Origin of the sequence: uncultured Agrococcus sp. (assembly GCF_945915485.1) — a bacterium.
GTDB lineage: Bacteria > Actinomycetota > Actinomycetes > Actinomycetales > Microbacteriaceae > Agrococcus.
Genome location: NZ_CAMEFJ010000069.1, coordinates 1 through 13,653, shown reverse-complemented (window position 1 = coordinate 13,653; position 13,653 = coordinate 1). Strand labels below are relative to the sequence as shown.

The window sequence follows — 13,653 nt, the reverse complement described above, 5'->3', positions numbered from 1 at the left end:
AGCTAGCTCGCCGGTCTCTGGTTATCAAGTTCGGTCGGAACCGTGAGAAACTTCTATGGTGACATTGATCGGATCGAGCGTAGGCGAACACCAGGGTGTCGGCCCGGGAGGCCAGACATTCACGGTGCGGTGGGCCGGAGCGACAGACACCGGCTTGAGGCGTGCGCACAACGAGGACTCGTTGATCATGCGTCCTCCCGTGTTCGCCGTTGCCGACGGCATGGGGGGTCACTCGCACGGTGATCTCGCGTCGAAGGCGGTGGTCACGGCACTCGACGAACTCCAGAAGCTTGAACGCGTCGAACCGGTCGACGTCGTAGACGCGTTGAGAGGTGCGACGGAGGCGATAGCCGAATCCGCGGAACCCGGTGACAACGGGACGGGCACGACCGTGACGGGATGCGCGTTCGCCGCTCACGAGGACGAACCGTTCTTCGCCATTTTCAATGTCGGTGACTCGCGAACCTACGCGCTGCTGGGTGAACGCCTGACCCGGATCACGGTCGACCACTCGGTCGTCCAGGAGCTCGTGAATGCGGGGCTGCTGGCGGAAGAGGATGCCGAATCGCATCCCGAGTCGAACGTCGTGACGCGCGCTGTCGGGTTCGGAGCGGAGCCCGTGCCCGACTACTTCCTCGTACCGATCATGCCGAACCTGCGCATTGTCTCGTGCTCCGACGGCCTCACGAAGGAGGTCTCCGACGATGACATCGAGGAGATCCTGAGCGAGAACGAAGAACCTGCCCGCGCTGTCGACACGTTGATCAACGCCGCACTCGACGCCGGCGGACGCGATAACGTCTCGGTCATCGTGCTCGACGTCGTGCGCGCACCGACGATCGACGACATCGATCGCACGGTCCCTCGCGCAACCGTGTGATCTCGGCGCTGCCATAGGGTCGGCCGGTATCCTGGCAGGATAGTGGCTTTCGCGGAGCGAGAGGGGGATTCATGGCGCAGCGACTGCCATCGCAGCCCCCTGACCTGCCTGGCTTCGAGCTTCTGCACATCCTCGGCCGCGGCGGCTTCGCTGACGTCTTCCTCTACGAGCAAGCACTCCCCAAACGACACGTTGCTGTGAAGGTCGTGCTCGCCGATCTCGTCTCCGACCGCGAACGCAGGCTCTTCCGCAATGAAGTCGACGTCATGGGGCGGCTCTCGGCGCACCCCAATATCGTCACGGTGTACTCCGCGAGCGTCTCGGATGACGGTCGCCCCTACCTCGTGATGGAGTTGTGCTCGACCGACATAGGGCAGCGGTATCGCGACGAAGCGTACTCGCCGGCCGAGGTGCTCGATATCGCCATCCAGATCGCGTCGGCTCTCGTCGCCGTCCACAAGACCGGCATGCTGCATCGTGACATCAAGCCGGGCAACATCATGAGCAGCGCCTACGGGGTGCCCGTGCTCAGCGACTTCGGTATCGCTTCCGGGCACGATCACGATGATGCACCGTTGACAGGAGTATCCGTTCCCTGGACGGCACCGGAAGTGCTCGACGAGGAGTCCAACGGAAGCGTCGCGGCAGACATCTTCTCGTTCGGGGCGACACTGTTTTCGCTGCTTGCCGGTCGGTCACCTGCGGAACTCGAACACGGCACCAACAAGCCGGAGGATCTCAGCGAGCGCATACGCTCCGGAGTTCTGCAGCGACTGCCGAAATCGGTTCCCTCCGAGCTCGCGGACACGATCGATAGGGCGCTGCGGCATCGTCCGGAGTCGCGGTTCGAGTCCATGGACCAGATGCTGCTGCGCCTGCAGGAGGTGCAGCGCCAGTTGGGCTATGCGTCGACGCCCATCGCCGAACTCACGGACACCTGGGTGCCGTCGCTCGCTTCCGAAAGCGACGGGGCAACCGCATTGCCGTTGCGGAAGCGTCGTTCCCGTCGGTCTGCGGCTTCTCCCATCGTTCGTTCGCAGCTCGACGTCTCCTCCTCTTCCCGGCCGGCCAGAACCCACGTCCGCAAGCGACGTCGAGTGTTCTGGGGCATGCTCGCAGCAAGCCTGAGCTTCGCGACGCTGGCCGGACTTACCGTCTTCGCGCTCTGGCTCTCGCAGGTGGCCGCGGCCATCCCGACGGTCGACGAGGTGCGGGCGCAGCCGACGCAGGGGGGCGTCGTCTTCGAATGGACGGATCCGGGGCTCGTCGACAGCGATTCGTTCCTGATCCGAACGTCGGGCGGGGACGCCGTCATTCAGCGCGGAACCGAGTACGTCATGAACGGCGACCCCGGTGACCGCCTCTGCGTGACGGTTCTCGTCAACCGCGATGGCGCAACCGGTGAGTCGGCAGAGGCATGCGGGGAGGCGCAATGAAGACGCGCCCTACCAAGCGGATCATCGGTGCGGTCGTGGGTTTCGGGCTGGCCCTCGCTGTCGTGATCGCGGCCGTGGCGATTCCCGGTTACCAGTCGTTACGTCCCACGCTCGATCCCGGCACCGTCTGGGTCGCCAACGGCGGATCCGGGCAACTGGCAGCCGCGAACACGCGGGTCGAACAGCTGCAGGACATCACGCGGGTGACGAGCGGAACGATCCGGATCGTGCAGAACGAGGAAGCGGTGCTCGTTGCAGATTCCACGAACGGCACGGTTCGCGGCGTCGACCCCGCAACGGGGGAGCTGGCTCCCGCTGTTCCTATTCCGCCGAATGCGGAGCTGCAGATTCGCGATGAGCGGGTCCTGGTCACAGACCCGACGACGGGCGACATCATCGTTACGACATTCGATGCGATCCTCGCGGGAGAGCCTCTCAGCGACCCGGTTCTGGAACTGGGGCGCGGGTCCGTCGCGGTTCTGGGCGAGACCAAGCTGTTCGTCGCATCGCCCGGGCTCGCTCGCGTCGTCGAGTATGACTTCGAACGGGGGGAGTCGACGGAGTCGCACCGCGCGACGATCTCCCCGACCGATCCGGAACTTCAGCTCACTGCGCTCGGCGATACGTGGGTGCTCTACGACGCGACGAGCAACACCGTCTCGACGAGTTCCTGGAACCGGCAGCTCGATTTCGAGGGGGTGCGCTTGCAACAGCCGGGCGGCGGGAGCGGTGCGCTCGTCATCGCGACGCAGGACGCCGTCATTCGGCTCACGGTCGGCGCGACAGCGGAAGAGGTGCTCGTCGCAGGGATGACGGGGTCTGCGTCATCCCCGCTCGTGAGGGAAGGGTGCGTCTACGCGGTCTGGAGTTCGGGAGCCGCGTGGAACGAATGCGCGCAGGACGGACTCGTGAACCTGCAGGAAGTGCCGGCCGACGCATCGCTGCAACTGCAGGCCAGGGGAACCGCCGTCGTCGCGACGGACGCCGCGAGCGGCTCGACGTGGTCGCTCCACGGATCGGGAGAGATCATCGACGACTGGCTCGAACCCGTCGACGAGCAGTTGCCCGACGGCGACGGCCAACAGGACTTTGTGCCCGAGACCGACTCTGAGACGGCACAGCGGCCACCGGTGGCTCAGGACGACGAGTTCGGTGCCAGACCGGGTCGCGTGACCGTGCTGCCCGTCACCAGAAACGACTCCGACCCCAATAACGACCCGCTCATCATCAGCGAGGTGCTGGGCCACGACGGGGCATCCGTCACGGCAGACGGGCAATCGATTCGGCTCGAAGTCGGCGAGGAAGAGAACGACACGATCGATCTGGAGTACACGCTCTCCGACGGTCGCGGGGGCCAAGACACCGCCGCTGTCGAAGTCTCGCTGAGCGAAGACGACGAGAACGGCGCGCCCGAGCAGATCGTGGAGACCACGCTCGTTGCGCAGTCCGGCAGTTCCGTCTCCGTCGACGCCCTTGCCGACTGGGTGGACCCCGACGGCGACCCGCTCACGCTCGTTTCGGTCGCAGCGGAAGAGCCCGACAGCGCGACGGCACGACCCGACGGCAGGCTCGAGCTGCACGATGGCGGCGCAGGAGGCGTTCGCCACTACGGTGTCACGGTCTCGGACGGCACGGCCGTCACGGAGGGCACCGTCTCCGTCAGCACGACGGCGAGCCCGGTATTGACCGCGGAGCCCGTGACGGTCTCTGCCGTCGCCGGTCAGTCGATCGAGATCGAACCGTTGCTCAGCGCTCGCGGAGGTGAAGGGCAGCTCCGGCTGCATAACGTCGAGCCACCGCAGGAGCTCGAGCACGACGTCTCGTACGAGTCGGGGACTGTCCGGGTCACGCCGACCGAGGAAGGGGACGTCACCTTCCCCTATGTCGTCACGGACGGCTCCGCGACGCAGCAGGGCGTCATCCGCGTCGTGACGGGGCCTCCCGAGACGGCATCCACGCCTCCGCAACCGGTCCCGAGCGGGCTCTCGCTGCCGCCGCTCGGTTCGACGGAGCTCGACATCGCATCGTCGACCGCGGACCTCGCCGGCGGCTCGCTCGTCGTCACCTCGGTTGGCTCCGACTCACCGGCGCTGCGGGCCACGCTCGTCGATCTCGGTGTCGTCCATATCGAGCTGACAGCGCCGCTGGCATCGCCCGCCACCGTCACCTACACGCTGTCGAACGGCACGTCCTCTGCCGAAGGGACGATTGTCGTGAGCGAAGGCGAGACCTCTGCGCAGGCGCCCATCGCTCGCAACGATTCGGTGCGCGCGGCTCCCGGGCAGTCGGTGGCGGTGTCGCCGCTCGCGAACGACGAGCATCCCGATATGGGGCCGCTGGAACTGCTGCCCGATCTCGTGAGCGAGCCGACCGCGGGCGTCATGTTCACCCGTGGCGACTCCATCATCTTCCTGGCGCCCGAGCAACCGGGGACGTACGAGGGCGTCTACGAGGTCGAGGGGCCGGACGGACAGCGAGCAACGGCGAGCGTCATCGTCACGGTTGGCACGACGGGCGGCGACACGAACCAGGGCCCGGAGGCTCCGCGCCTGGACGCACGAGTCATGGAGGGGCAAACGGTCGACATCACGGTGCCGCTCGCCGGCAGCGACCCGAACGGTGACCCCGTCCAACTGCTGGGGCCGTCGAGCACACCAACGCTCGGCACGCTGTCACGGCTGGACGCCACGACGTTCAGGTACACGGCCGGTGATCTTTCGAGTGGAACCGATCGGATCAGCTACCTGATTTCGGATGACAAGGGGGAACAGTCGGAGGGCGTTCTCACGATCGCCGTGGCAGACAGGAACGACACCGACGCGCAGCCTCGCGCAGAACACGACGCTGCCGAGATGCAACCGTCGACGACGCTCGCCGTCGATGTCCTCGCGAACGATGTCGATTCGGCGAACCTGCCGTTGTCGATTTCGAACATCGACGTCATGCGCGGCGACGGCACCGCGGAGGTGCAGGACGACCGCATCGTCGTCGAGGCGGGGGCGACGGAGGGCGAGATCGCGGTCTTTTACACCGTGGAGAACTCCCTGGGCATGACGTCGGTCGCGTGGCTCAACATCACGGTCGATGAGGAGGCGGTGCCTCCCGCCCCCGTCGCCGGTGATATCGACGTGCCGCTGAGGAGCGTGATCGACGACGACAGCGTGACGGTGCGCCCGCTCGAGGTCGCGAGCGTGGCCGACGGCCGCAACGACCTCCTCGAAGTCGAAGTTGCGGGAGGTGGCGACGACGTGCAGGTGCGCGGCGACGGTTCGCTCGATGTTCCCGTGCAGGAAACCGCGCGCGAGCTCGCGTACCGCGTCACGCGAACCGACACGGGCGATGTGGCGTACGGCCTGATCCGCATGCCGGGGACACGGGATGCTCTCCCTCAGTTGCGTGACGACGTCGACCCCATCGAGGTCGCGAGCGGTGAGAGCGTCGAAATCGATATCAACGAGTACATCGTTGCCGCGACGGGCCTGCCGGTGCTGATAACGGACGCGTCGAGGATTCGCTCGACCAACGGTGAACACGTCGTCCGGGATTCGCAGATCATCGAGTTCACACCCACGACGGGATACTTCGGGCCCGCGAATATTTCGCTGGAGGTGACCGACGGAAACTCTCCGCAGGACCCCGATGGCAGGGTCGGTTACGTGGTCCTGCCCATTACCGTGATCGGTGGGGAGGACGTTCCCCCGACCCTGCTGGGCACCACGTTCACGCTCGAACCGGGAGAGACCCGCACGATCGATCTGACGCGGATCACGCTCGATCCCGCCGCGCGTCCCGACCGCTTGGAATACGCCGTGCTGGAAGAGCCCGGCAACGGGGTGCAGCTGACGCAAGAGGGCGGTCAACTGACGATGAGCGTCGATACGAGAGCGCAGCCGGGCTCAACGGAATCCGCGACCCTCGGTGTCAGCAGCGGCGACAACGAGGGGCAACCGGGAACACTCAACTTCGCGATCGTCACATCGACGATGCCGCTCGTGCAACCCGTGACCGACTCCGTCGACCTGCAGAGGGGCGAGAGCCAGTCGCTCTCCCCGCTGACGAACGACGAAGCGACGAACCCGTTTCCGGAGCCGTTGCTCATCGACCTTGTCGAGGCGCCCTCGCAGCAGGGTGTCGACGCGCAATTGAGCGGTGACGGTCGCTCGGTCGTGGTCAGTGCGAGCGGACAGGCCCCCGTCGAGACGGTGCAGGTGCGCTACCGGGTGCTCGATGGTACGAGAGATCTCGACAGGGCGGTGTGGGGAACGATCCGGGTGAACATACAGGATGTTCCCGATCGCCCCGGCACGCCGCAGCAGGTCACGGAGCGTTTCGAAGTCGATACGCTCTTCGTGTCGGTGAGCCCGCCGGACGACAACAACAGCGCGCTCACATCGCTTGTGCTGCGCGACCAGTTCGGCGACGAATACGCGTGCTCGCTCGAGGGCGACTGCACCGTGCGTGGGCTCGAACGTGGCGTCGACTACCGCTTCACCGCTGTTGCGGCGAACGCGCTCGGCAGCAGCGAGCCGAGTCAGCAGAGCGCCCCTATGCACATCGATGCGCTGCCGAACCCTGTCAATGCGTCGAGCATCGAGGGAACACCGACGTCGACGCCGGGAACGATGCGCCTCACCTGGGATGCCGCAACTGTGCCGCGGGGAGGGACGCCCGTCAACGGTTACATTGTGCGGGTGAGCGGTCAGGGCGCGAACTTCGAACGAGAAGTCGGGGCGAACACCCAATCCCTCAACGTACCCGGCCTCACGGGCGGGAGGACCTACGACGTGGAGATCGCGGCAACCAACAGCGCCGGCGTCAGCGACGACATGTGGCGTTTCTCCGACGTGCACCCGATGACCGCGGTCGGACGCCCCGGCACGACAGCGATCGACACGGAAGACTACGAGCCCGGAGAGCCGGAGATGGTCGTCCGGTGGGGTTCGGTGACGCCCGGCGGCGGCGAGCGGGTCAGATATCGCGTCCAAGTGATAGAGGCCGGGCAGGAAGACTCGCACCGCTGTCGTTCCACGGGCGAAGGGCAGACGGGCAGGAGCGCCGAGGTCGAGATCCCCGACGGTCAGGACAGCGTCATCGTCGTCGTCGCCGACAACGGCTGGTTCTGCTCCATGTCGTTCTCGGAGACGCTCACGGGGGCACCGGAAGAGGTATCCGGTGAAGTCCCGGTCACCGTCGAGGCTCGCGACGACGCGGCCGACCCGCAGGTGGAGTCCGTCCCCGTGACGCCGAACAACCATCGCATTCAGGCGAGGCTGACGAACGGTTCGAACGAAACCCCCTGGGTCGACGTGCGGCCGGGAACCTTCTTGAATGTGGAAAGCCTGGGATACGGCTCCAGCCTGAGCGTGGAGGTCCGGCAGTGCGCGCAGTTGGCCGGGATGCTCCTGTGCGGCGCAGCCTCCGACAACGGAGACGTCGTGCCGTTCTCGCTCGATGGGCAATTCGCGAACGGCTGCAGCTGGGGCGAGCAACTCGAGACGCGCCTGCCGCAGAACTCGGTCGGCGCGACCACGACGGGGCTCGTCGAAGTGCAAGTCGACGGTGAATGGGAGCGGCTGCCGGAGGACGAGACGGTTCCCTTCGGAGCAACCGACGCTCGCGTCACGACCACGGTCGAGTATCAGGGCGCAACGTACACCGACCAAACACCGAACAGCGCCGGTAACTGCAGTGCCTGAGCGCACGGTGATGAGAGAGGAACCGCATGACTGAGAAATTCGAGCGCCTGGAAGAGGTGGCGACTGCGCTCGCCGACAATATCGGCCAAGTGCTGGTCGGCAAGGAACACGCTGTTCGGCTCACCCTCACGGGCCTGTTCGCGGGCGGACACATCCTGCTGGAGGATAACCCGGGGACCGGGAAGACGTCGCTTGCGAAGTCGCTCGCGGCCTCGATCGACGGCAGCGTGCAGCGCATCCAGTTCACTCCCGACCTGCTCCCCGGCGATATCACGGGTGTCAGCATCTGGAACCAGTCGACGGGCGAGTTCGAGTTTCACCCCGGCCCCGTCATCGCGAACGTCGTGCTGGCGGATGAGATCAACAGAGCGAGCCCGAAGACGCAGTCCGCGCTGCTGGAGGTCATGCAGGAGCGCCGTGTCACGGTCGACGGTGTCTCGCACCCGGCACCCGAGCCGTTCCTCGTGATCGCAACCCAGAACCCCATAGAGCAGGCGGGCACCTACCAGCTGCCGGAGGCGCAGCTCGATCGCTTCAGCCTCAAAACCTCGATCGGCTACCCGGACCACGCGACGCTCGTCGACATCCTGTCGAAAGAGGACCTGCTGGATGCCTCGGAGCTCGAGCCCGTCACGACGAGCGCCGAGATCCTGTCGCTACGCGAAGTCGTCGACGAGGTTCACGCAGCGCCTGCCGTCATCGATTACGTGGTCCGGCTGACAGAGGCGACGAGGAGGGCCGAAGAGGTGCGCCTCGGCGTGAGCGTGCGCGGCGCGATGGCATTCCTGCGCTCTTCCAGGGCATACGCCGCATTGAACGGACGCGACTACGTCACGCCCGATGATGTGAAAGCATTGGCATCGCCGTCGCTTGCGCACCGGCTCATCCTCGCGCCCGAAGCGGAATTCGACGGCGCGAGCCCCGAGTCCGTTATCCAGCAGATCGTGCTCGAGTCGAAACCGCCGCGGGATCGGCACTAGTCGTGCGAACGTTCCGCAAAGCACTGCGAGTCGTCACCGGCTGGGGGTGGGCGCTCGCGGCCGTTGTCGTGCTGCTGGGCGCGCTCGGCTTCGTGCTGTCCTGGAACGAGCTCATCGTCCTGAGCGTCGGTGCCCTGATTCTGCTGTTCACGGCGGTGCCATGGATACTGCGGGGCAGGGGCGTCCGGATCGAGCTGCAGCTGTCGAGCCCGCGCGTTGCGGTGGGTTCTCCCGCCTTCGCGGTTCTGGTCGCACGAAGGAGCGGTCGGCTCTCGATGCCGCACGCCGTCGAAGTCGAGATCGGCAAGCAGACGATCGAGGTCGCTCTGCCCCGCCTTGCGCGAGGTCAGAGCAACGAGATTCGGCTGCCGATCGACACATCGCGCCGCGGCAAGCTCGAAGTCGGCCCGGTACGGATAGCGCACACCGACCCGCTCGGCATTCTCGAGCGGCTCACGGTGCTCAGCGTCGGACAGACCCTCATGGTGCATCCCCGTACCGTGCGCGTGCCCGCTGCGTCATCCGGGCTCGTGAAGGATCTCGAAGGAGAACCGTCGCAGGACCTCACAGCAGACGATGTCGCGTTCCATTCGCTACGCGAGTACCAGCCGGGCGACGATCGCAGACTCGTGCACTGGCGCACGAGCGCCAAGCACGGCAGCCTGCTCGTGCGGCAGTTCGAGCCGTCGCGAAGAAGCGACACACTCGTCTGCCTCACGACGTCTCAGGAGGAGATCGGACCCGAGAACTTCGAACTCGCGCTCTCGGTCGTGGCCACGATCGGCATCGCTACGATGGTCGAACGCCGCTCGATTCGCGTGCTTTCCGGGCCGATGGGCGGATCGAAGTTCGCGAGGGAGCTGGACACCAGGGGCCGTGACTGGCTTTTGGATGAGCTGACCGAGATCCAGCGTCACGGGCAGTCAGGGTTGAAGCAGATCATTACGAGCCTTTCACGCTCGCACGAGCCGGCGCTCGCATGGTTGGTCGTGGGAGCCGAAACGCCGCCACGAACGCTGCGGGAGGCCATCGCCCGAGTGCCCGTCGACGTCGAGCCGGTCATCATACGAGTCGACGAGGGCGCGAGCCCCGGTATTTCGAAGCTCGGCACGGTTCCCGCACTGACGATCGGGGTGCTCGAGGATCTCGCACGCAATATCTCCTCGGGGGTGCGGGCATGATGTCTGGGCGCCTGGCAGCGGCCTCCTTCTACTGCATAGCGCTCGCGGCAGCGGTAGCGATGGGCTACAGCATCTACGCGACGCCGCAGTTCTGGGTGGCAACGGGTGTGACCATGATCGCGGGCGCGTTGCTGGCAGGAGGAGCCTACTTGCGGCGCTGGAGCGTCTTGACGCAGGTAGCGCTCACCGTCGGGGCGCTGTTGGTGCTCGCGGTTCCACTCGCAGCTCCCAACACGGCACGCGGCTCGGGAACACTGCTGGAAACCGTCGGCAACGTCTACACCGCGATCTGGACATCGTGGCGTCGGATCACGACGATCGACCTACCGGTCGGCACGGACGACGGGTTGCTGATGGCGCCGATCCTGCTCGTGCTCGTCAGCACCGTGCTCGGCGTCGGGCTGATCCTGCGCACGCAACGGGGCGAGCTGGCGATGCTCATGCCCGTCGCCGTGCTGTTCTGGGCGTTGCTGTGGGGCCCTCCCGTGTCCGCTCCTCTGCCGTTGACTATCGGTTTCGCGATCGCCGTCGTCGCCTCGGTCGCTTCGCTGCGACAGGCTCGCAGGCGGCGCCGCGCCGACCGCACCGTCTCCTCCCTGCCGGTGCGGCTCGTGTATGGAGCACTTGCGACGCTGCTTGCCGTGTCCGTAGGTGTCGGAGCGGCAACTGTCGCACCGCTGGGCGATCGGGTCGTCTTGCGTGAGCATCCGCCCATCCCGCGTGAGTCGCTGCAGGCGGCGAGCCCGCTCGCAGAGTTCCGGAGCAATTTCCAGGACCCGACTCGCGATCGGGTGCTCATGACCGTCACCGGCGTGCAGGAAGGCGATCTCATTTCGCTCGCATCGCTCTCCGTGTACACGGGGGAGGTGTTCGCGGCGGATACCGGCCGACTCATCCGAACGAGCGGTCGCGCGACGGGGGAGGACGCGGACCGTCAGCTCGGGTTCACCATCCAGGGGTACGAAGGTGTCTGGCTGCCGTCGATCGGCGAGCCCGAGGCGGTCGCGTTCGTCGGTCCGAGATCATCCGACCTGTCGCAGTCGCTCATGATGGCCGACGAGGGTGCCACGACCGTTGCGTTGGCCGGGTTGCGGGACGGTGACGGATATTCGGTCACCGTCGCCTCTCCCGAGGAGATACCGGACATCAGCGAACTGGAACCCGCCGGTGCAGTCGAGCGCGGCAACCAGCTCCCGCTTTCCGCACTCGACTGGATCGCTGCGCGCTCCACGATCGATCAAGAGCCGGGAGCGTCGCTGCAACTGCTGATCGCCGCCCTCGAAGAGGAGGGCTATCTCAGCCACGGCGTGGAAGACGACGAGCCGCCATCCCGTGCCGGGCATTCGAGTTCCCGCCTCGACGCGCTCTTCAGCGCCGAGTTCCTGGTCGGCGACCAGGAACAGTTCGCTGCAGCCGCGGCGCTCATGGCGCGCGAACTCGGTTTCCCGTCCCGCGTCGCCGTAGGGTTCAAACCCAGCGAAGAGGGCACCGTCGACATCTACGGCAGGGACGCAACCGCGTGGGTCGAGATCTCGACCGATCACGGCTGGGTGCCGATCGAGGTCGTTCCTGAGAACACCGCCCCTCCCGAGACGCAGGATTCCGCGGGCTTGCCCTCGACGCAACCCCAGCCCCCCGTTCCACCCGCATTACCGGAGGGCGGCCAACCCGACTCACAGCAGTCGGGCGCGCAGCCCGGGCCCTTGACCGACGACACCGTCGCGGCCGATCCCGTCTGGCTCATCTGGACCCTCCGGGCTCTCGCGCTGTTGGCATTGCTGGTGCTGCCCTTCCTCATCATCCTGCTCATGAAATTCATGCGACGGCGCTCACGACAGTTCGGCGGCGGTACGCGCGAAAGAGCCTTGGGGGCGTGGGCAGAATTCGCGGATGCCATGATCGACAGGGGGGCCGCTGCGATGGGGGAGCAGACCCGGCTCGAGTATGCGGATGGCGATACCCGCGTGGAGTCGTTTGCGCTCGCGGTCGACAGGGCGGTGTTCTCGCGTGAACAACCTGACGATGAGACCGCCCGCAGCATCTGGCAGCAGCGGGATGCCCTCGTCGCGGATCACGACGGCGCGAGAACGTGGTGGCAGCGGATGCAGCATCGGCTCTCCCTGCGTTCCCTCACCGGCAGACCGAGCCGAGCGGCTGAAGTCGAACTCGCCAAGCGCGCTCAACAGCCGGAAACTGTCCACAGCAGCGTGAGGTGATTGTGCCCCTGCGCCCGCGATTCTGGTGAAGTTGGCGCATGACCTCGCGTCTCGCACTCCCTCAGCCACCGCAGCAGCCGGGCCCCGCATCGTTTCCGCTGTTCGCATCCCTTGCCCCCGTTGTCGGCGCGCTCGTGCTCTTCGCCTTCATGCAAACGCCCTACGTGCTCCTGTTCGCCGTCCTGGGCCCGGTGATCGCGGTTGCGAGCATGATCGACAGGCGAATAGGAGCGAGGAAACTCCGCAAACGGGAAACCGCGAGGTTCGAGGAGGATGCGGAATTGCTTCGCGTCAGAATCCGGCAGCAGACGAGCCGCGCCATGGATGCACAGCGTGTGCGTAGGCCGGACGCTCGCGAACTCGGCCGGCGCGATGCGAGGCATCCGGATCGCTGGCGGTGGCGAGATGGTGAACTGCCGGTCGTGCTGGGCAATGGTCACTGCGCAACGGGGCTCACTCTCGACGAGCCGCCCGAGCCACGCGGCGTCGTGCGAGAGCTCTACGACGAACTCGCACCCCTCGCTGCCGTCGGAACGGGGCCGGTCTGCGTCGACGCACATCGCGGGCTGGGCTTCTACGGGCCGGAGCTGGTCGCGCACGGGCTCGCGAGAACGGCAATCGCGCAGGTGCTCGATGCGGTTTCGCCAGAGCAGGGAACCGTGATCGTCGAGGGCGGCGAACGGTGGCAGTGGATGCGCGAGACACCGCACAACGTGCGTTTCACGGATCGAGACGATCGGATCTGCATTGTTCGCGTGCTGTCGGAACGCGGTGACTGCACGATCGCGGTTGCCCCAGAGCCCAACGACCTGCCGCGCGAATGCGGGCTGCGCATCCTCGCTTCCGCTGAAGAAATCGATGTTGACGGCGTCTCGGCCGTGCCGCGCACGATCGCGCAGCACGAGGCGGAAGCCCACCTGCGCAGACTCCGAGAATCCGCGTCCGCAAGCGGATTCGTGACGGCGGGAACCATCCCGGAAAGCGTCGCACTGGATGCCCTTCAGCAGAGCAGCGGGGAAGGGCTTGCCGCGACCTTCCTGGTCGCAACGGAGCCCGTCACGGTCGACCTCGTGGCAGACGGTCCGCACGCCGTGGTCGGGGGAACCACGGGCAGCGGCAAGAGCGAGCTGCTGGTGTCCTGGGTGACGTCACTTGCCGCCGGCTACACGAGCGGGGAGCTCAATGTGTTGCTCGTCGATTTCAAAGGAGGAGCCTCGTTCGGCGAGTTGCAGGGGCTGCGGCACTGTGTCGGGCTCATGACCGA

The 13,653-nt window shown here is 66.3% G+C and carries 7 protein-coding genes; all 7 read left to right on the top strand.

Annotated elements, in window-relative coordinates:
• The first annotated feature begins 55 nt into the window (after positions 1-55).
• The gene (locus Q0O95_RS10575) at positions 56-880 is read left to right on the top strand and encodes a protein phosphatase 2C domain-containing protein (RefSeq protein ID WP_293698232.1); all 825 of its coding nucleotides are present in this window, start codon (positions 56-58) and stop codon (positions 878-880) included.
• Between the two features lie 71 nt (positions 881-951).
• Positions 952-2,316 (top strand): serine/threonine-protein kinase, encoded by a 1,365-nt coding sequence (locus tag Q0O95_RS10570; RefSeq protein ID WP_293698229.1) that lies wholly within the window; start codon positions 952-954, stop codon positions 2,314-2,316.
• Positions 2,313-8,012 (top strand): Ig-like domain-containing protein, encoded by a 5,700-nt coding sequence (locus Q0O95_RS10565; RefSeq protein ID WP_293698226.1) that lies wholly within the window; start codon positions 2,313-2,315, stop codon positions 8,010-8,012. Before Q0O95_RS10570 ends, Q0O95_RS10565 begins: the two co-directional genes overlap by 4 nt.
• Before the next feature lie 26 nt (positions 8,013-8,038).
• Positions 8,039-8,992 carry a MoxR family ATPase gene (locus Q0O95_RS10560; RefSeq protein ID WP_293698223.1) on the top strand — a complete coding sequence of 318 codons (954 nt, stop codon included), beginning with the start codon at positions 8,039-8,041 and terminating at the stop codon, positions 8,990-8,992.
• 2 nt (positions 8,993-8,994) lie between these two features.
• Positions 8,995-10,173 (top strand): DUF58 domain-containing protein, encoded by a 1,179-nt coding sequence (locus Q0O95_RS10555; protein WP_293698221.1) that lies wholly within the window; start codon positions 8,995-8,997, stop codon positions 10,171-10,173.
• On the top strand, positions 10,170-12,389 hold the full coding sequence (locus Q0O95_RS10550) for a transglutaminase-like domain-containing protein (protein ID WP_293698218.1): 2,220 nt from the start codon (positions 10,170-10,172) through the stop codon (positions 12,387-12,389). Before Q0O95_RS10555 ends, Q0O95_RS10550 begins: the two co-directional genes overlap by 4 nt.
• Before the next feature lie 38 nt (positions 12,390-12,427).
• The coding region (locus Q0O95_RS10545) for an FtsK/SpoIIIE domain-containing protein (protein ID WP_293698214.1) at positions 12,428-13,653 on the top strand (1,226 nt) is incomplete at its 3' end.